Origin of the sequence: Frisingicoccus caecimuris (genome assembly GCF_004340975.1) — a bacterium.
GTDB lineage: Bacteria > Bacillota > Clostridia > Lachnospirales > Lachnospiraceae > Frisingicoccus > Frisingicoccus caecimuris.
Genome location: NZ_SLXA01000001.1, coordinates 22,960 through 41,937, shown reverse-complemented (window position 1 = coordinate 41,937; position 18,978 = coordinate 22,960). Strand labels below are relative to the sequence as shown.

Annotated in this window: 24 protein-coding genes; 8 read left to right on the top strand and 16 right to left on the bottom strand. The window is 41.6% G+C overall.

What is annotated here, in order from left to right; genetic code table 11:
- Positions 1-3: 3 nt before the first annotated feature.
- The 7 genes from EV212_RS00250 (at position 4) to EV212_RS00220 (ending at position 5,958) form a co-directional block, all read left to right on the top strand.
- Positions 4-741: a YlmH/Sll1252 family protein gene (locus tag EV212_RS00250; protein WP_165873246.1), complete on the top strand. Its 738-nt coding sequence runs from the start codon at positions 4-6 to the stop codon at positions 739-741.
- A gap of 11 nt (positions 742-752) precedes the next feature.
- Positions 753-1,379, top strand: coding sequence for a DivIVA domain-containing protein (locus EV212_RS00245; protein ID WP_132087111.1), 627 nt, complete (start codon positions 753-755; stop codon positions 1,377-1,379).
- Positions 1,380-1,472: 93 nt separating this feature from the next.
- Positions 1,473-2,555: a 3-dehydroquinate synthase gene (gene aroB, locus EV212_RS00240; RefSeq protein WP_132087108.1), complete on the top strand. Its 1,083-nt coding sequence runs from the start codon at positions 1,473-1,475 to the stop codon at positions 2,553-2,555.
- On the top strand, positions 2,552-3,058 hold the full coding sequence (gene lspA / locus EV212_RS00235; protein WP_132087105.1) for a signal peptidase II: 507 nt from the start codon (positions 2,552-2,554) through the stop codon (positions 3,056-3,058). Before aroB ends, lspA begins: the two co-directional genes overlap by 4 nt.
- Complete coding sequence (locus EV212_RS00230; RefSeq protein WP_132087102.1) at positions 3,051-3,974, top strand: RluA family pseudouridine synthase; 924 nt, start codon at positions 3,051-3,053, stop codon at positions 3,972-3,974. Before lspA ends, EV212_RS00230 begins: the two co-directional genes overlap by 8 nt.
- 161 nt (positions 3,975-4,135) lie before the next feature.
- Positions 4,136-4,888: a tRNA lysidine(34) synthetase gene (locus tag EV212_RS00225; protein WP_132087099.1), complete on the top strand. Its 753-nt coding sequence runs from the start codon at positions 4,136-4,138 to the stop codon at positions 4,886-4,888.
- A 17-nt stretch (positions 4,889-4,905) separates the two neighbouring features.
- On the top strand, positions 4,906-5,958 hold the full coding sequence (locus EV212_RS00220; protein WP_132087096.1) for a tyrosine-type recombinase/integrase: 1,053 nt from the start codon (positions 4,906-4,908) through the stop codon (positions 5,956-5,958).
- Between the two features lie 6 nt (positions 5,959-5,964).
- Here EV212_RS00220 and EV212_RS00215 read toward each other — a convergent pair whose 3' ends face one another.
- Together EV212_RS00215 and EV212_RS00210 are read right to left on the bottom strand one after the other, a co-directional pair.
- A complete protein-coding gene (locus EV212_RS00215) occupies positions 5,965-7,308 on the bottom strand; it encodes an FAD-dependent oxidoreductase (RefSeq protein ID WP_132087093.1) in 1,344 nt (447 codons plus the stop codon).
- Positions 7,309-7,368: 60 nt separating this feature from the next.
- Positions 7,369-7,683, bottom strand: a complete 315-nt coding sequence (locus EV212_RS00210) for a LysM peptidoglycan-binding domain-containing protein (protein ID WP_132087090.1) — start codon at positions 7,681-7,683, stop codon at positions 7,369-7,371.
- Positions 7,684-7,900: 217 nt separating this feature from the next.
- Here EV212_RS00210 and lexA point away from each other — a divergent pair, with 217 nt between their 5' ends.
- A complete protein-coding gene (lexA, locus tag EV212_RS00205) occupies positions 7,901-8,515 on the top strand; it encodes a transcriptional repressor LexA (protein WP_132087087.1) in 615 nt (204 codons plus the stop codon).
- 96 nt (positions 8,516-8,611) lie between these two features.
- Here lexA and rsfS read toward each other — a convergent pair whose 3' ends face one another.
- The 14 genes from rsfS to EV212_RS00135 form a co-directional block, all read right to left on the bottom strand.
- Positions 8,612-8,986 (bottom strand): ribosome silencing factor, encoded by a 375-nt coding sequence (gene rsfS / locus EV212_RS00200; protein WP_132087084.1) that lies wholly within the window; start codon positions 8,984-8,986, stop codon positions 8,612-8,614.
- Entirely contained in the window at positions 8,986-9,567 is a 582-nt protein-coding gene (gene yqeK / locus EV212_RS00195; protein WP_132087081.1) for a bis(5'-nucleosyl)-tetraphosphatase (symmetrical) YqeK, read from the bottom strand. The genes rsfS and yqeK overlap by 1 nt, the downstream gene beginning before the upstream one ends.
- Complete coding sequence (gene nadD, locus EV212_RS00190) at positions 9,557-10,183, bottom strand: nicotinate-nucleotide adenylyltransferase (RefSeq protein ID WP_243115414.1); 627 nt, start codon at positions 10,181-10,183, stop codon at positions 9,557-9,559. The genes yqeK and nadD overlap by 11 nt, the downstream gene beginning before the upstream one ends.
- 12 nt (positions 10,184-10,195) lie before the next feature.
- Positions 10,196-10,498, bottom strand: a complete 303-nt coding sequence (gene yhbY, locus EV212_RS00185; protein WP_132087078.1) for a ribosome assembly RNA-binding protein YhbY — start codon at positions 10,496-10,498, stop codon at positions 10,196-10,198.
- Positions 10,499-10,513: 15 nt separating this feature from the next.
- On the bottom strand, positions 10,514-11,803 hold the full coding sequence (gene obgE, locus EV212_RS00180; protein ID WP_132087075.1) for a GTPase ObgE: 1,290 nt from the start codon (positions 11,801-11,803) through the stop codon (positions 10,514-10,516).
- Between the two features lie 89 nt (positions 11,804-11,892).
- Positions 11,893-12,183 carry a 50S ribosomal protein L27 gene (gene rpmA, locus EV212_RS00175; protein WP_132087072.1) on the bottom strand — a complete coding sequence of 97 codons (291 nt, stop codon included), beginning with the start codon at positions 12,181-12,183 and terminating at the stop codon, positions 11,893-11,895.
- A gap of 3 nt (positions 12,184-12,186) precedes the next feature.
- A complete protein-coding gene (locus EV212_RS00170; protein ID WP_132087069.1) occupies positions 12,187-12,516 on the bottom strand; it encodes a ribosomal-processing cysteine protease Prp in 330 nt (109 codons plus the stop codon).
- Between the two features lie 16 nt (positions 12,517-12,532).
- Positions 12,533-12,841 (bottom strand): 50S ribosomal protein L21, encoded by a 309-nt coding sequence (gene rplU / locus EV212_RS00165; RefSeq protein ID WP_132087066.1) that lies wholly within the window; start codon positions 12,839-12,841, stop codon positions 12,533-12,535.
- Positions 12,842-13,103: 262 nt separating this feature from the next.
- Positions 13,104-13,736, bottom strand: coding sequence for a cytidylate kinase-like family protein (locus tag EV212_RS00160; protein ID WP_132087063.1), 633 nt, complete (start codon positions 13,734-13,736; stop codon positions 13,104-13,106).
- 270 nt (positions 13,737-14,006) lie between these two features.
- Positions 14,007-14,609, bottom strand: a complete 603-nt coding sequence (locus tag EV212_RS00155; RefSeq protein WP_132087060.1) for a cytidylate kinase-like family protein — start codon at positions 14,607-14,609, stop codon at positions 14,007-14,009.
- Positions 14,610-14,725: 116 nt separating this feature from the next.
- Positions 14,726-15,208 carry a phosphatase PAP2 family protein gene (locus tag EV212_RS00150; RefSeq protein WP_165873245.1) on the bottom strand — a complete coding sequence of 161 codons (483 nt, stop codon included), beginning with the start codon at positions 15,206-15,208 and terminating at the stop codon, positions 14,726-14,728.
- Positions 15,201-16,415 carry a ribonuclease E/G gene (locus EV212_RS00145; RefSeq protein WP_165873244.1) on the bottom strand — a complete coding sequence of 405 codons (1,215 nt, stop codon included), beginning with the start codon at positions 16,413-16,415 and terminating at the stop codon, positions 15,201-15,203. Before EV212_RS00145 ends, EV212_RS00150 begins: the two co-directional genes overlap by 8 nt.
- Positions 16,396-17,088, bottom strand: coding sequence for a TIGR03936 family radical SAM-associated protein (locus EV212_RS00140; RefSeq protein ID WP_408609151.1), 693 nt, complete (start codon positions 17,086-17,088; stop codon positions 16,396-16,398). The genes EV212_RS00145 and EV212_RS00140 overlap by 20 nt, the downstream gene beginning before the upstream one ends.
- The gene (locus EV212_RS00135; RefSeq protein ID WP_132087048.1) at positions 17,063-18,934 is read right to left on the bottom strand and encodes a TIGR03960 family B12-binding radical SAM protein; all 1,872 of its coding nucleotides are present in this window, start codon (positions 18,932-18,934) and stop codon (positions 17,063-17,065) included. Before EV212_RS00135 ends, EV212_RS00140 begins: the two co-directional genes overlap by 26 nt.
- Between the last annotated feature and the right edge of the window lie 44 nt (positions 18,935-18,978).

Sequence of the window (18,978 nt, the reverse complement as noted above, 5' to 3'; positions counted from 1 at the left end):
ACCATGACAAGAGAAGAACAGATGTTGTTAAAACACTTTAATGATTTGTCCGAAAGGGCCTATTATCAGAATCGGCCATGTTTTACCGATTTTTTGGATATGAATGCCCAGAGCCTGCTTCTTCAGTTTTTCAAAGGTCCGATTGCTCCGGTACTTTATGGTGGTTATGATTTTGCTGAACGTAAAATCGCCATCTTTTCAGAAACACCCGTGGATTCTCCGGTCTGCTGGTTGGAAATTGGACCGACTTATCCAAAGTATGCGGAAAAACTTGGACACAGAGATTTTTTGGGAAGTATTTTAGGCCTTGGTCTGGAAAGAAGCTGTATCGGCGACCTTTTAATTGAGGAATCAACAGCCAGAGTATTATGTCTGGAAAGAGTCAGGGATTTTATTATTCAGGAACTGACACAAGTAAAACATACGAACGTTCAGGCAAAGGTCATTGAAATTCCGGAGCGTGTTGCACGTCCGAAATTTGAAACGATTTGCGGGACGGTCAATTCGCTGCGGCTGGATGCAGTCATCAGCTTGGCTTTTCATTTGTCCAGGTCCCAATCCTGCGGATTGATTGAAAGCGGACAGGTCTATATAAACAGTCGTCTGAACACATCCAATGGAGCCACATTAAAAGACGGCGATATGATTTCCGTTCGACACAAGGGAAAATTTATTTTTTCAGATAGTAAAAATAAATCAAAGAAAAACAAGTGTATCGTTGAAATACACAAATATGTATAGGAGGAGTGTCTATGTTAACACCAATTGATGTACAGGCAAAAATTTTTAAATCTGGTATGGGATATTCGAAAGCAGATGTAGACAGCTTTTTGACAAATCTTTATGCAGATTATGGAACATTGTATAGGGAAAATATGGAACTCAAAGATAAGACAAATCTTTTAAATGAAAGTCTGAACCGTTATAAAGATATCGAAAAATCGCTTCAGAAGGCTCTCGTGCTTGCTGAGACAACTTCCGAGGAAACAATTGCTTCCGCAAAGACCAATGCCGCTGTTATTGAACAGGAAGCCCGTGTGAAAGCAGAAGCTATCGTTGCAGATGCAAAACAGGAACTGGAAAATATCCGCTCTATGACAGTTGAACTGGTTCAAAAATATGAATCCTACAAATCTCAGTATAAAGCTTTGGCTTCAGCCCAGATGGAATTGCTGTCAAGCGACGCTTTCAATATCGAACTTACAAAGGTCGATTCCCTTGTTGTCAGCGAAGCACCGGCAGCGAAACCTGTATATCAGGAAGCAGCCGCTCAGGTGGCTGCCAATGCAGCAAAAGAAGCAGAAGATGATATGGATGAAACCGTATCCATGGAAGATGATACTATGATCAAAGACATTGCAAGTATTTTTGAAAAATAATGTCAAAACGAATACACAGAGAGTCTGCACGGACCGGAAAATGTCTGTCAGACTCTTTCTTCGTTCATCTATATTGTGAAAGAGGTGTTCTGATTGAAAACAATTGAAATTCGAAATGGTGAAAAAAAAATCTATGATATCTGTCTGGATCACTCCTATGCCCACCTTCGTGAAAAGCTCCAGGAACTTGGCGTAAGTGGACGGAAAGTATGTATCGTCACTGATAGTCAGGTGGCACCGCTTTACTTAAAAGAAATTGCCAATCTGTGCTGTGGACTTGTTTCTAAAGTCACGCATTTTGTTTTTGACGCCGGAGAAGCGAGCAAAAATTTAGCAGTAATTGAAGAAATCTATGAAAAACTGATCATCGAAAAGTTTGACCGAAAGGATTACATTATTGCCCTTGGCGGCGGTGTTACCGGTGACATGGCCGGATATGCAGCAGCAACCTATCTGCGCGGCATAGACTTTATCCAGCTTCCGACAACACTTTTATCTCAGGTGGACAGCAGTATCGGAGGTAAGACCGGCGTCGATTTTCAACAGTACAAAAATATGGTCGGCGCTTTTCATCAGCCTGCTTTAGTCTATATGAATTTAAATACATTAAAAACTTTGGATGACCGACAGCTCTGTGCCGGTATGGCAGAGGTCATTAAACATGGATTGATTAAAAACAATGCCTATTACCAATGGATCAAAGCCCATACCCATTTAATCCTGGAACGGGATTATGATACGCTGGAACATATGATTTATGAAAGCTGTCTTGTAAAAGGCGGCGTTGTGGAACGCGATCCAAAAGAGCAGGGGGAGCGTGCCCTTTTGAATTTTGGTCATACGATCGGTCATTCCGTTGAAAAATTAAAAGATTTTAAATGGCTTCATGGTGAATGTGTTGCCCTTGGAATGGTCGCCGCTGCCGCAATCTCCATGCATAGGGGATTGATTTCCGATGAAACCTGTAAAGATATCCGGGAAGTATTGACGACCTTCCACCTTCCTGTTCAAGTGGAGGGGCTGAAACCGGAGGATATTCTTTCCGCAACAAAATCAGACAAAAAGATGGACGGCGGCAGAGTGAAATTTATTCTTCTTCAATCGCCGGGCAATGCGTTCATAGACCGTGGCGTGTCTGACGATGAAATTCTCGAAGGAATAGGAGCTTGTTTATGAAATATTTAAAAGCGTTGATCGGAGTTATTCTATTGATCGCTCTGGACCAGTGGACGAAATATATGGTGCTTTTTCATGTAAAACCGCTAGGCAGCATCCCTTTGATTCCAGGAGTTCTTTCCTTTACCTACCACGAAAATCGCGGCGCTGTATGGGGGATCATGCAAGGACAGATTCCTGTTCTGATCGTGACAACAGTTATTATCCTTGCCGTTGTTTTATGGATATATTCCCGGATACCGGACACAAAAAAGTACAGGTGGCTTCATTTTATTGCAGTGCTGGTCATCGCCGGTGCCATCGGCAATTTTATCGACCGTCTTTTTAGACGTTATGTGGTGGATTTTATCTATTTTGAATTGATTGATTTTCCGATTTTTAATGTAGCGGATATGTACGTGGTCATTGCCGCCTTTTTATTGATTTTCGTTTCTATATTTGTATATAAGGAAGACAGTGACTTTGATTTTTTAAATCCGAAAAAGGGAGGCTCCCATGAATAGCTGGACCGTTGAAAAGGAAATGAACGCCGTCCGTATCGACAAGTTTATCAGCGAACGCATGGATGGAGTATCCCGTTCCTACATTCAGAAACTTATTAAAGACGAACGTGTCACCGTCGATTTAAGGCCCGTTAAAGCAAATTATAAGGTAAATGAAGGGGATAGGGTGGAAGTGACCCTCCCTGAGCCTGTCAGCCTGGATATCGAGCCTCAAAACATTCCTCTGGATATCCTTTATGAAGACGAAGATGTTCTTCTCGTCAATAAACCGAAGGATATGGTCGTCCATCCGAGCGCCGGTCATATGGATGGAACATTGGTCAACGCCTTATTGTATCACTGTAAAGATTCTCTGTCGTCCATTAACGGCGTTATGCGTCCGGGTATTGTACACCGGATTGACAAGGATACCACCGGGGTTCTTATTGTATGTAAGAATGATAAGGCGCATAACTGTATTGCGGAACAACTAAAGGTACACAGCATTACCCGAAAATATCACACCCTCGTATGGCATAATCTGACAGAGGACTCGGGAACAATAGACGCACCCATTGGGCGTCATCCGATCGACCGTAAGAAAATGGCCATTAACCATAAAAACGGCAAACCGGCCGTTACACATTACAAAGTGCTGGAACGTTTCGGAAATTATACTTATGTGGAATGTGAACTGGAAACCGGCCGTACACATCAGATTCGCGTACACATGACGTCCATTGGACATCCATTGGTCGGCGACCCGGTCTATGGTCCGTCCAGACAGCCTTTTAAGACCCAGGGGCAGATGCTTCATGCCAAAGTATTTGGTTTCATCCATCCAACAACCGGAGAATATATGGAATTTGAAACACCTTTACCGGATTATTTTGAAGATATCCTTGAAAAATTAAGAAATTCAAAGACTGTTCGCTGAAAGAGCAGTCTTTTTCTTTTTGTATCAATCTATTCGCTAAACACAGCTTTTCCGAAAAGATATTGCGAAAAATCCGGGAATATGTTAAAATCATAGTCACCACGGGCAAATGTGGTTTTCTTTTGCCTTATATCATTTATATTACAGAAAGGTCTGCGATTATGAAATTACAACAACTTTTAAGCTTCACCCGTAAAGCCGTGGACACCTATCAGATGATTCAGCCCGGCGACAAAATTGCCATCGGTATATCCGGCGGTAAAGACAGCCTGACATTATTATATGCGCTGCATGGATTAAAACGCTTTTATCCAAACCCTTTTGAAATTGAAGCAATTACGGTAGATTTAGGCTTTGACGGATTTGAGACGGCCCCCATCGCTGATTTATGTGCCGAACTGAATGTTACGTATACGGTTGTTAAAACCGATATAGGAAAAATCATTTTTGAAGAACGCAAGGAAAAAAATCCATGTTCACTTTGCGCCAAAATGCGCAAGGGTTCTTTGAATGAGGTTGCCAAAGCCCACGGCTGTAATAAAATCGCTTATGGCCATCACAGAGATGACCTGGTGGAAACTATGCTCATGTCTTTAATGTTCGAAGGCCGTTTCTACTGTTATTCACCGGTGACTTACCTGGACCGTATGGATCTGACGGTGATCCGTCCTCTTTTATTCGTCTATGAAGCTGACGTGATCGGATTTAAAAATAAATATAACCTGCCGGTGAGCAAAAATCCATGTCCGGCTGACGGCAACACGAAACGGGAATACATGAAAGATCTTTTAAAACAATTAAATACCGAACATCCTGGTGTTATGGATAAGATGTTTCATGCTATTATCAATGGAAACATTTCTTCCTGGCCTAAAGTAGATAAAGTGCTGGCCGATAAGTTAAATAACATATAGTCAGGAGGTTATCTCAAATGAAAGAATATACCTATCAGGAACAAAATAATATCGAAAATCAAAAAAAGCTCCGTGAACTTCTTCAGGAACTTCCTTCCTTTACACTCTCCTTTTTCCGGGGAATCGAGCCAAGAACGTCCTCCAGGACGCGTCTGGGATATGGCTATGACTTGCGCATTTTTTTTGAATTTCTACAGCAATACAATCCGGAAATCGATAAAATGAAGATGCGGGATATTCCCATGGCTACGCTGGATCAGATTAAAGCTTTGGATATCGAAGAATATCTGGAATATTTAAAACTCTATGAAAAAGACGGAAAAACATTTACAAATACGGAACGGGGAATTGCCCGAAAACTGGCTTCATTAAAAACTTTTTATAACTACTTTTTCAAAAAAGAACTGATCGTAACCAATCCGGCGGCTCTTGTATCGGCGCCAAAACTCCATGATAAGACGATTATACGGCTGGATATCGATGAGGTGGCCCGTCTTTTGGATAACGTGGAATCCGGAGAACAACTGACCGGTAAGCAACTGGCCTATCATGAAAAAACAAAAGTTCGGGACCTGGCACTGCTCACACTTTTTCTCGGTACAGGAATCCGTGTATCCGAATGTGTTGGTTTAAATATTGATGATATCGATTTAAAAAACAATGGAATTAAAATCATCCGGAAAGGCGGTAATGAAGTTATTGTTTATTTTGGTGATGAGGTCTTGGAGGCACTTCTCCCCTACCTGGAGGAACGTAAGCAGATCGAAGCTCTTCCCGGACATACAAATGCACTTTTTCTCTCCATGCAGAAGAAACGTATGTCTGTTCGCTCTGTAGAAAACCTGGTAAAAAAATACGCAAAAACTGTAACGACCATGAAAAACATCACACCGCATAAGCTGCGGAGTACCTACGGCACAAATCTTTATAATGAGACCGGAGATATTTACCTTGTAGCAGATGTCCTCGGTCATAAAGATGTCAATACAACAAAGAAACACTATGCCTCCCTGGAAGACAGCCGGCGCCGTATGGCCGCCCGTGCCGTCACCTTAAGGGAAAAGCAATAATCCGCATTAAAGTCCGTCTGTATGCAGATTTTTCCGGGCAGGTCCGCCGATCAGACGTCCTTTCGAATCAAAACGGGAACCATGGCACGGGCATTCGTAAGTTCCTTCTTCCGGATTCCATGTCAGTGGGCATCCTAAATGGGTGCATGACTTTTTTGACTTTGGAATGAGATACTTGCTGAAATTCTTTATTGTGTGCAGGCCATTTTTCAGATATCCGACAATGGCCTCCCCGCACAATTCTCGTTGAGGATAGAAAATATCCTGTCCTATCCCGGCTTGTCCCATAATAAGATTCGACAAGATCTTTGCACTTATCATGGAACTGGTCATTCCCCATTTTCCAAAACCAGTAGCCACATACCAATTTGGCGCTTTTTTTGAGAAACGCCCGATATAGGGAACGCCCTCCGGCGTCATACAATCCTGAGCCGACCAATTGGCCGCTGTAAAACTATCCGGCCACAACTTTGCAGCCATTTCCGAATGCAGCTTATAGGGACTATCTGTCAGTTTTGCACCGGTTCGATGATTTCCGCCACTGAGCAAGAGATATTCTCCGGCCATTCTGAAAGAAAGTCCATCGTTGTCAATACCATAATAATAATTTTCAAGAGACATGGCATTCTTTAACGCCAGTATATAGCTTCGTTCCTGATACAGCCGCATAAAATAATATCCGGGAATATTTATAAAAGGAAAATGGCAGGCAAAGACAATATGTTTTGCCCAGACCTTTCCGAATTCTGTTTCAACCTTTCGCCCGGTAATTTTAAGTACCTTTGACTTTTCATAAATATCTAATTTTTCGGAAAGTGCCTGTAAAAATTTTAAAGGATGAAAAACAGCCTGATTTGGAAAACGAAGTGCGGCCGTAATGTTTAGCGGCAATTCAATTTCTTTCGTCAGACTGGCAGCAATTCCACTGAGCCTTGCAGCCTCTGCTTCCTTTTCCAGAAGATCTGTTGATTTTTTGGTATAAAGATAAGAAGCACATCGTTTAAAGTCACAGGAAATGTGCTCCTCATCAATTATTCGTTCATAATTATCTATAGCCTCTTCATTCGCACTGGCATACTGCCATGCTCCGGCCGCACCAAAATTCCGGCATAAACGATTGTAAATTAATCCATGCTGCGATGTAATCTTCGCTGTTGTACCGCGGGTCTGGCCGCTTCCGATACGGTCCGCTTCCAGGATGACCACCCCTAGTCCCTGTTTTTGAAGCATATAGCCGGTCAGTATTCCTGCCATACCTGCGCCTATAATACAGACATCTGTCTTTATTGTTTCTTCTAATTGATCTCTATCAGAAATAGAGAGATTTTTTTTCCATATCGATTCCGACATATACAAGCCTCCTTCTGCAAGTATATGCGGGAAACACGGAGAATATTCGAATAATTTAAATTAAAACCCTGAAACAGGCTCATCTGCATAATAAGGAAGAACCAATAACTGTCCTTCTTTGATTTCCAAATGTTCTAAATGATTCGTTTCCATCACTTCTTTAATATAACAGTGGTTCGACGCATACTCTGGTGTGGAAAAACGTTCAGCAATATCCCATAATGTATCGTCTTTCTCAACCACATAACTTGTAAAATACTTCCGCTCATTTACTCTCAAAGAATCATTTGCCTCGACTTCTGCCGCATCCAAATGAAAAATCAGAATCACACCCAGTAATCCAAGTATAATCGCCATCATCAATAACTTTTTCATAAGTACCCCTCCCTGTAGATTGTTAATCTATATTTTTGTTACAATCAACAAAACACTGGATTGAACATTTGTTTGTATATCTGCATTATAGTGAACATTCGTTCTTTTGTCAATAGCATTTTTAAATTTTTTCAAACATTTGTTCGTTATTTATTTGCAATGTTCGAGAAAATATGTTATGATAATAAACAAGAAAAAAAGAAAAGGAGGATTTCCTATGGCCGGTCAATTAACCGAAAAACAGCAACAAATTCTTGATTATATAAAGTCTGAAATTTTACAGAAGGGTTATCCGCCTTCAGTGCGGGAAATCTGTATCGCTGTTCATTTAAAGTCCACATCTTCTGTTCATGCCCATCTTTCTTCTCTTGAAGAAAAGGGTTATATCCGGCGAGACCCTACGAAACCGCGAACGATTGAAGTTATTGATGATGCTTTTGCATTGACGCGTCGTGAGATGACGAATGTTCCTATTATCGGAACGATCACTGCCGGAGAACCGATTTTGGCTCAGGAAAATATCGAAGACTATTTTCCGATTCCGGTTGAGTATCTTCCGAATGCCGTAGTTTTTATGCTGAAGGTTCGGGGCGACAGTATGATCAATGCCGGTATCTATAACGGTGATACAGTCATTGTCGAACAACGCTCCACTGCTAAAAACGGTGATATGGTCGTTGCCATGATTGGTGATTCGGCAACAGTCAAAACCTTTTATAAAGAAAATGGTCATTATCGTCTCCAACCGGAAAACGATACAATGGACCCGATCATCTGTGATCATGTTGAAATTCTTGGAAAAGTTATTGGACTGCTCCGCATGGATATGTAGCAAAAAAGAAGGTTCTTCTTAAAAGCTTGAAACGCTTTTGTGAAGAACCTTCTTTTTGATTTTCAGAAGCTTGAAACATTTCTTTTTAGATAGATTTTATTCAGCTTTACTGTCTATATTTCCGAACTGATCAATATCGACATTTTTTCCATCTCTCCAGATTCTTTCAAGATCATAGAACAAACGATCTTCTTCTGAAAAAATATGGACAATAATATCATTATAATCCATCAAAATCCATGTTGCCGTACCATAGCCTTCCAACTGTCTCGGCTCATAACCGGCCCGGCCAAGAACTTCTTCCACATTATCAGCCATCGTCTGTACCTGATTCCGGTTGCTTCCGCTGGCAATAATAAAGTAATCTGCGATAATGGATACATCCTGGATATCAATAACCCGGATATCATTTCCTTTCTTATCTTCCAGCGCTTTGATCGCCAGGGTTGTCATTTTTTTTGAATTATTCATTATGAACTCCTTAATAATTTCTTATAATAGTCGCGTGTCATGATCGTATGGCAGTCAATCTCTTTATCTGTTTTTTCCAGATAGTCCAGAGTTTGTTCTAATATCTGCAGAACGGTTTCATCCAGATCCTCGAAAGCCAGATGCCGAAGTTCTGTAAGATTGTCTGCTTTTTTACGATTGGGTTCAATATAATCTGCTACAAAGACAATTTTCTCAAGCAGAGTCATTGCCGGACGCCCGGTGGTATGATATCGAATGGCATCAAGCACTTCCTCATCTTCAACACCGAACTTATTTCTTGCCAGACAGGCTCCTGCTTTTCCATGAAGCAAAAATGGCTGTTTGAACTCCATTGTCGAAATTTTTTCACCGTGATCACTGCATATTTTTATCAATTTTTCCGCTGGAAGTTCCTTGGCACAGTCATGAAGAAGTCCTGCTAATTCTGCTTTTTCCAGGTCTGCTTCATATTTCATGGCAAGACAGACAGATGTATACTCCACACCCAAGGTGTGAATATACCGGTTGCCTTTCAGCTTTTTTCTCAGTTTATTCTGTATATCCTCAATACTATATTTCATCCAGCGTCTCGTCTCCTTTATACAAACCGTTTTTGATAATATAGTCACGTACCTGCTCTGTCACAAAGAAACGAATGGTTTCATGGTTTGCTGTTCTCTGCCGGATAAAATTTGAGGATAGATCAATGCCGGGCATGCACATCAGTTCAATACTTGCATGATACTTTTCTGTCAGATAATCTATCTGTTTCTGCATTTCTTCTAAAGAATGATGGTCGCGTACAGCCACCAGAAGACGTGCCTGTGCCATGACTTTTTCCGGCGCATACCATGTCTCAATCTGAAACAGAGAATCGGCGCCCATGATAAAATAGAATTCCACCTCCGGATAAATTTCGTGAAGCAAACGCAGCGTTTCTGCTGTATAGCTTCGTTCTTGACGCTGTGCCTCAAAATCCGACTTCACAAAGTATGGGATTCCTTCAATAGCCAGCTCCGTCATTCGGCTTCGATGATGATAGGCAAGTACAGGCTGGCCCGTTTTGTGGGGAGGATCTGCGGAAGGAATAAACCATACCTCATCCAATTTACAAAAATCATAGGCATTTTCAGCCAACATCAAATGCCCCAGATGTATGGGATTAAATGTACCGCCCATGATACCGATCTTTTTCACGACAAAGCCCTCCTATCGTTCCGGGAGAATGATTTTTTTCTTTTTATCCTTACCTTCCCTGTATAAAACGATTTTTTTTCCAATGACCTGAACCACATCTGAATGGGTCCGTTCACTCAGGTATTCAGCAATTGCTCTTGGATCATCCAGGCAATTCTGAAGTACAGAAATTTTTATCAATTCCCTGGCTGCCAGTGCCTCATCCACTGCCTTTGTCAATTCCGGTGTCAGACTGGATTTGCCAATTTGGAAAATCGGAGTTATATTCATTGCAAGTCCTTTTAAATAGGCTCTCTGCTTACTGTCTTTTATCAAAACCCTTTCCTCCTGTTATTTATAATATTCAAATTCATGGTAATAAACCTTTACGGTGTCGCCATCCTGAATGCCAAGCGCCTCTAATTCGTCCAAAACACCATTATCTTTCATAAATTTCTGAAAGAAATCAAACCCTTTTTCGGATTCCAGGTTGGTATACCCTAGCATACGCTCAATCCGAGGGCCTTCTACATGATATACATTCTCTTCTTCTTCAGATTTGAATACGGTAAATGGAAGATTTTCTTCAAGCTGCTCCGGAAAATATTCCCGTTCGAAAGTAATCTTATCTTCTCCAATCTCTTTTAAAAGATTGTTTACGTAATAAAGTAATTCGCGTACGCCTTTTCCGCTGACTGCGGATATTGGAAAGACTTTCATGCCCTGAGGTTCAAATTCTTCCTTTAAAAGCTGAATCGCATCGTCATTCTCACCTTCATATAAAGCGTCAATCTTGTTAGCTGCGATCACCTGAGGTCGCCCTGCCAGCAATTCATTGTACGCCGCCAGTTCTTTCTGGATCATATGAATATCATTGATCGGGTCACGGCCTTCCACTCCGGCTGCATCCACAATATGGATAATTACACGGGTCCGTTCGATATGACGTAAAAACTCATACCCCAATCCAACGCCCTCCGAAGCACCTTCAATGATTCCGGGAATATCCGCGATAACAAAACCATCGCTTCCGTCCAGATCCACAACACCGAGATTTGGACTCAGGGTTGTAAAATGATAGTTGGCAATCTTTGGCTTTGCATTTGTAACACGGGCTAAAAATGTAGATTTACCCACATTCGGGAAGCCTACAAGTCCTACATCCGCAATCACCTTCAGCTCCAGAATTAAATTCAATTCCTGAGATTTCTGGCCCGGCTGAGCATATTTTGGAGCCTGCATCGTCGGTGTGGCGTAATGCTGGTTTCCTTTGCCGCCTCGTCCGCCCTTTAAAAGCACCAGCCGATCATTTTCTCCTGACATATCGGCAATGACAAGACCCGATTCCTCCTCTTTTATAATCGTTCCCTCCGGTACTTTGATAATGATATCCTCACCATCAGAACCATGACATCGGTTTTTACCGCCCGGCTCGCCGTCACCGGCTGTATATTTACGGATATGGCGAAAATCCGTCAGCGTATTCAGCCCTTTGTCCACGACAAAGATAACATCGCCGCCCTTGCCGCCATCACCGCCATTCGGTCCGCCAGCCGGAACAAAAAGCTCTCTGCGAAAGCTGACATGACCGTCGCCGCCCTTGCCGGAGCGAACATATATTTTTGCCTTATCTACAAACATATTTTTTCCATCCTTTCTGCGAGGGATGCGTTTGTCCACTTAAGAAAAAACGACTTCAAATATTAAAATCTGAAGTCGCCTGTTCATTCTTATTCGTTTGCTGCTACCGGATAGATAGAAACCTGTTTTTTATCTCTACCTTTTCTCTCGAATCTTACAACACCGTCAACTAAAGCAAATAATGTATCGTCGCCACCGCGGCCAACATTTACGCCTGGATGGATTTTAGTACCACGCTGTCTGTAAAGAATGTTTCCGGCTTTTACAAACTGTCCGTCTGCTCTTTTCGCTCCTAAACGTTTGGATTCAGAATCTCTGCCGTTCTTTGTGGAACCAACACCCTTTTTATGAGCGAAAAACTGAAGGTTCATTTTTAACATCGTCTACACCTCCCTGAAATCTACGTGTATATATTCGTCGTTATACTCATTTTCAATGGTTCGCAATCCGAGGATCATAGAATTTACCAGAAGCTCCCCGTCATGATTCAGCGGTTCGGTAAAATTCACGGTAATGCACCCGCTTTCCTCATCCGCATCTGTCTCAAAAACCTGAGAAGTATACATAGACAGTGCATTGATCGTTGTGATCGTCAATGCGGAAACTGCACTGCATACAATATCCTGTCCGCTTTCTGCATACTCAGCATGCCCGGAAACCTGGAAAGACCGGATCTGGTTGTCCTTTGTACGGACAACAGTTACCCAAATCATCACTCACCGTCCCGGATTAAGCGTTGATCTTATCAATCTTAACCTGTGTATACGCCTGTCTGTGACCATTCTTTTTGTGATATCCGGTTTTTCTCTTGTATCTGTAAACGATGACTTTTTTTGCTTTTCCTTCACACATAACAGTTCCGGAAACAGTTGCATTAGCTACTGTTGGGTTACCAACCTTCACATCATCACCGCTGACAACAAGAACCTGATCAAATACAACGGATTCACCAGCTTCGATACCAAGTTTTTCAACACGGATAACGTCGCCTTCAGATACTTTGTACTGTTTACCACCTGTTGCTATAATCGCGTACATATGGCACCTCCTAATAATAAAACTCGCCAGCTTCGGTGTCTCTTAGAGAACTTAAAACCCCACTGAGCGGCACACTAGATTAGTTTACCATGAGGGACATATGTTGTCAATGGCTTTAATCCAACAAATTGTATAAAATTCAACAAAAATCAAGGATGTACCCCCATCTGTTGTCCTGTGAATTTAAACGGGGCTGCCTTCATGGCAGCCCTGGTTAAGAGGGGATGTAATTTCTCCTGGAATATCCATATCCCCTGAGAAATTAACTGAATTTGTTTTCTGCAATATCTTTAATAATATTTACAACATTGTCTATTCCGAAGGCGCCGCTGTTAATGACCAGATCATAATTGTTCCTGTCACCCCATTTGGTGTCGGTATAGAACTGATAGTAGGATGCACGAATCTTATCAATACGGTGCGCCTCTTTTTCAGCCATCTCTTCTGACAACTGAAGACGTTCCGCTAATCGTTTGATTCGTGCTTTTTTCGGCGCCTGAACAAATACCGTCAGGACATTTTCTCTGTCTTTCAGTATCATATTTGCACAGCGGCCGATAATCACACAAGACTCCTGTTCGGCAAGACTGTGAATAACCGTCGATTCGGCAAGAAAAACTTTGTCATTTATCGTTTTGCCAAAAGCGCCAAAAGCAGGAAGGTTTTTTGAAGGTCTGCTTGGGAAAAAACTTCCGGACGGTTCAAGAAGAGAACTTCCTTTTTTCTCATCCACCTTTTCCAGGGTTTCTTTTTTAAACCCCTTTTTTTCAGCAACCAGATTGATCAATTCTTTGTCATAACATTTGATGCCTAATTTTTCAGCAAGTTTCTGACCGATTTCAAGACCACCGCTGCCATATTCTCGTCCGATAGTAATGATATAATTGCCACTCATATAAAAGCCCCCTTTTTTTTCGTTGCAACATATCTCGTCCTTACATCCATATAGTAGCTTTTTTAGTCTTGAAAGTCAATGTGAATTGATGTATTTATTATGTTTTTTCTGTACAATTTAAATACAATTGCACCAGTTGTCCGACCTATTGAACCAGTCATGTTCAAAAATGAACCAGTCAGAAAGTGTGACCAAAAATATGGGGCATATTATAAAGTGATAAAAAGGCTGCCAGCAAGGGCAGCCTTTACACATGTACTTATGGAGAAATTATGTATTAAATTTGCGATCGACAAAATCTTTGATAAAATCTACGGTACCGTCAATACCGAGAACACTACTGTTGATAACAAGATCTTTATGATCTCTGCCGCCCCACTTGCTGTCTGTATAAAACTGATAATAGCTCCGACGAAGTTTATCATTACGAAGCACTTCTTTTTTTGCTTCGGATGGTATCTCAATCAGGTACTTTTCAGAAATACGGGCAATCCGGTCGGCTAAAGGCGCCTGAATGAAAATTTTCAGTACATTTTCATGCTCCCTTAAAACGAAATCCGCACACCGCCCGATAATCACACAGGATTCTTTCTCAGCCAGTTCACGAATCACTTCCGACTGGGTCCAAAATAAACGATCATTAATGGTGCCTGCTTCATACCCCGGATGTAAAAATGGATTCGTCAATGGATTTGCAGGTTTTTCATCGGCTTTATGGAGCATATCGATATGTATACCACTCTTTTCAGCCGCTGCATCAATCAGATTTTTATCATAAAATCCGATACCAAGTTTTTCAGCAAGTTTCTTACCAATCTCACAGCCGCCACTTCCATATTCACGACCTATAGTGATAATATAATTGTTACCCATGACCAGCCCCCCTTTATTAAAGACATTCTATAATTTAGTCTTATTATAGCACAATATTCTGAAAACGTCAATCTAATACTGGTATTTTTTAGAATTATCAAGGATTAATCTCTAATTCACAGAATATTTAATAAAAAAGCAATCGCGTATGCCGCAAGAACGTCTTTCACGAAATGATTTCCGCACAAAATCCGAAGGGCTCCGATAAGTAAGGCAAAAATAATCAAAATAATCCCCAGACTGCTCCACAAATGGAAAATCTCCAAAGCAATAATTGCTGCGCTGGCCGCATGTCGACTGGGAAAACTTCGATTTTTCCCTGGATGATAACCGCAGATTGGAACAAAACCATAGACATCATAAGGCCTTCGAAATTTAAGAATATACCTCAGAACAGTTACAAACAAAAAACAAAAAGCTGGACGAAGGATTAAACGTACAAGAAAGACCGGATAAACAAGAAAGCAGAGAACCAGACAGATCAGATAACTTCCCGCTAAAAGAAAAGGAAGAAACTGATTAAGCCGACAGAGAAGTTTTTTTCTGAATGGTTTTTCTTCGGCCCACCGGATAATATGCAAATATTGTGCTTTACTCACCAATCTGCACCTCCTTTACCTGTTCATGTAGAGGGCGATATGTCCGTTTTCGGGTTATTTCCACCAGTCCGAGTGCTGTCATATCCACCACATTCAAAGGCACAGGATCCTTTCGTGCCAGTTTTTTTAATTCTGACATTAAACGCAGCTCATTTTCCTTTGATGAAAGATTAATGAAATCTACGATAATAATTCCGGATAGATTGCGCAGCCTGAGTTGTCGACATATTTCAGCTGCCGCTTCCATATTAATCTGAAAAAAAGTTTCCTCGTCCTTTTTGTGAATTTCAGTTTTACTTGTGTTCACATCAATGGAAGTCAGCGCCTCCGTTGATTCTATGACCAGTGAAGCACCTGATTTTAACCAGACATTTTTTGCCAGGGCCCGGCTGATCTGGGTTTCCATACTTTTTAATTTTATCAGCGGATACTCCGGGTCATCATATAATTCCACAAGCGGCGGCTCTATCATATGACGATACTTACTTTGGAGCAGATGATATATTTCAGGTACATCGGTTAAAATGCGAAGCCCTGGATCAGGAACCATATGCACATACTGCAGCCAATCTTCCGGTTTTGTGTAAATTTTTGAATAACAGGTCCGATTCGGATATATTGACATAATATTTTTATAGTCAACTTCAAGCTGCCGATATTCATCCTGAAGTATCTGATCTGTACATTCGGAACTGTCTGTACGAAAAATCAGTCCGCTAACCTCCGTTTCGGTCAAAGTCTTTCCCAATGCCTTTAATGCCTCACGGCGTTCCGTGGAGATGATTTTTTTTGAAATTCCGATGAATTGCTGATTTCCAAGGAATACCATATTCTTCCCTGAAAGCTGGATTTTACTTGTCAATACCGGAGCCTTGCTTTTGATACTCCCCCGCTCTACCTGGACAAGTATCTCATCTCCGACGCTTAACTTTCTATTAGACGGTCGGGTCAACAGATGATGGGTGTTTGTCTTTAAAGAATAATATCCGATGATTCCCGGCTGTATTTCCACAAAGGCGGCCTGAATATTTTCGACGATATTTTTCACCTTGCCAATGAAAATATCGCCAATTTTCAGAGCATCGGGAGCTTTAAAGAAAATCTCTGCTGCTTTGCCATCAAACAAGGATGCGATCATATATTGATTTTTATAGTTTGTAATAATAACTTCTTTCGACATCATTGCATTACAGTATTCTGTTGCCATAGGCTTCCAGAGGTTTAAAATCGGCACCATAGGTTTCTTCTCGATGGATGTAGATTGTAAATGGATCAAACTCTCTACCCGAAAACTGGTAGAGAGTTGCCATAACCTGCTCCGGTTTCAGATTTTGTGTGCTTCCTGTTGCAACATTCATAAAGCATCCATCACCCTCCCCGCGAAAAACATGAATCATTGGTTTAATATCCATTGTTTTTTCACTCTTTTTTGTCTTTTTTGTGACCATAATCTTATCCTGGGCCATAAATTCATGGATAGCCGATGGGAGTTCAAAATCCGGCGACATACCTTCACGGAAACTTATCCGATAATCTGCGGTCGCCACAATAGACATAGCATTTTTACTGTCATCCGGCAGGGCCACCGCACTTAAAATACGTACGCCTTCAACCATCTGTTCGTTAATACGCTGAACGAGCTCTTCTGATGAAGGACATTCACCCATGACAATGTCCATATATTCACCGGTACTTGTCAGTCCCACACCCAGTGGAGCCGCAAAGGAAATGAGCTGATGCGGGCTGAATCCCTGAGAGTATTGAATATCGATCCCGGAACGACGGAAAGCTTTCTGAAAATAACGCATCATATCCAGATGACCAATAAAACGCATAATCCCTTCTTTGGCAAATTTAATTCGTACCTTCAAAACAGACACCTCCTTCATAAACCCGACAGCCGCAGCCCGAACACTGCATGCGGCAATTCGGTGTCACCATCTCTTTCCTAGACTGCATATATTCCCGCCATAAAAATTCTTTCGTCACGCCGGCATCAATGAAGTCCCAAGGAAGTATCTCATCATATTCACGGGCACGTCCCGTGTAAAAGGCCGGGTCTATACCAGCTTCATCCATCGCTTCAAGCCATCGATCATAGTAAAAATATTCGGACCAGGAATCAAACATACAGCCTTTTTTATAAGCTCTGTAAATAACTTCGCCAACCCTGCGGTCACCCCTGGCCAAAAAACCTTCCAAAGCCGTCAGGTCAAAATCATGCCAGTTATACCGCATACTCTTCCGGTTAAGCTGTTCTTTCATCTTACGACTTAAAAAATGCTGTTTATCTTTAAACTGTTCCGTTGTATTCTGAGGCACCCACTGAAACGGCGTAAATGGCTTCGGCACAAAAAAAGACGTGCTGGATACGACATCCACTCTGGCTCCCGGACGTTTGTCCTTCGGAATGGTATAATAGAGGGCAGCAATATCATTTGACAATTTTGCAATACCCTCGATATCTTCATAGGTTTCTCCCGGAAGGCCGAGCATGAAATAAAGTTTTACACGGTTCCATCCACCGTTAAAGGCTTCCATAGCACCGGAGAATATATCATCTTCAGTCAGTCCTTTATTGATCACATCCCGCATTCGCTGAGAGCCGGCCTCCGGGGCAAATGTCAGACTGCTTTTTTTCACATCCTGTACCTGACGCATCACATCCAATGAAAAAGCGTCAATCCGCAAAGACGGAAGTGAAATATTCACTCGCTCTTTTACTCCAAATTCCTGAATCAGATAAGTTGTCAGCTCTTCCAGGCGAGAATAATCGCTGGAGCTTAAGGAACTCAGTGAAATTTCCTCATGACCGGTGGATATGAGCATATCATGAGCATATTTTTTCAGAAAATCCAAATCTCTTTCCCTGTTGGGGCGATACACGTTGCCCGCCTGGCAAAAACGGCACCCACGGATACAACCGCGCTGGATCTCAAGAACCACTCTGTCCTGAGTGACTTTGATAAACGGTACGACCGGATTTGAAGGATAATAGGTATGGCTTAAATCCGAAACGACCTGTTTCTTGATTTTTCTCGGAATCTCAGGTTCCACAGGTCCAAAGGATTTGATTCTTCCATCCTCATGGTAGGTCACTTCATATAAGGATGGAACGTAAAGTCCTGAAATTTTCGATGCTTCTATCAAAAATTCTTTTCGGCTTCCACCTTTTTCTTTCCATATCTTATAACAATCCATCAATTCATTGTACACCGTCTCGCCTTCACCAATATAAAAAATATCGAAAAATTCGGCCAACGGCTCCGGATTATAAGCACAGGGACCGCCACCGATAACAAAGGGATGGTCTGTTGTACGGTCTGCTGACTTTAATGGAATCTGACTGAGATCCAAAATCTGAAGCACATTGGTGTAACACATTTCATACTGGAGAGTCATTGCAAGAAAATCAAAATCCTTGATCGGGTCCTGAGATTCCAAGGCAAATAATGGAATGTGACGTTCCCTCATGATGGCATCCAAATCCATCCATGGTGAATAGAGACGCTCACAATAAACATCTTCCCGCTGATTCAGCATGTCGTAAATAATCTGTATCCCCAAATAGGACATACCGATTTCATAAACATCCGGAAAGCACATAGCAAAACGGATATCTACCGATGAAGGGTCTTTATATACCGCATTATATTCATTACCAAGATATCTTGCAGGCTTTTCCACCTTCATAAGAATATCATCGGTTAAAGCAAGTTTTTTCATAATGTTCTCCTTTTTTACACATTGCATCCAGTATATCATATTCT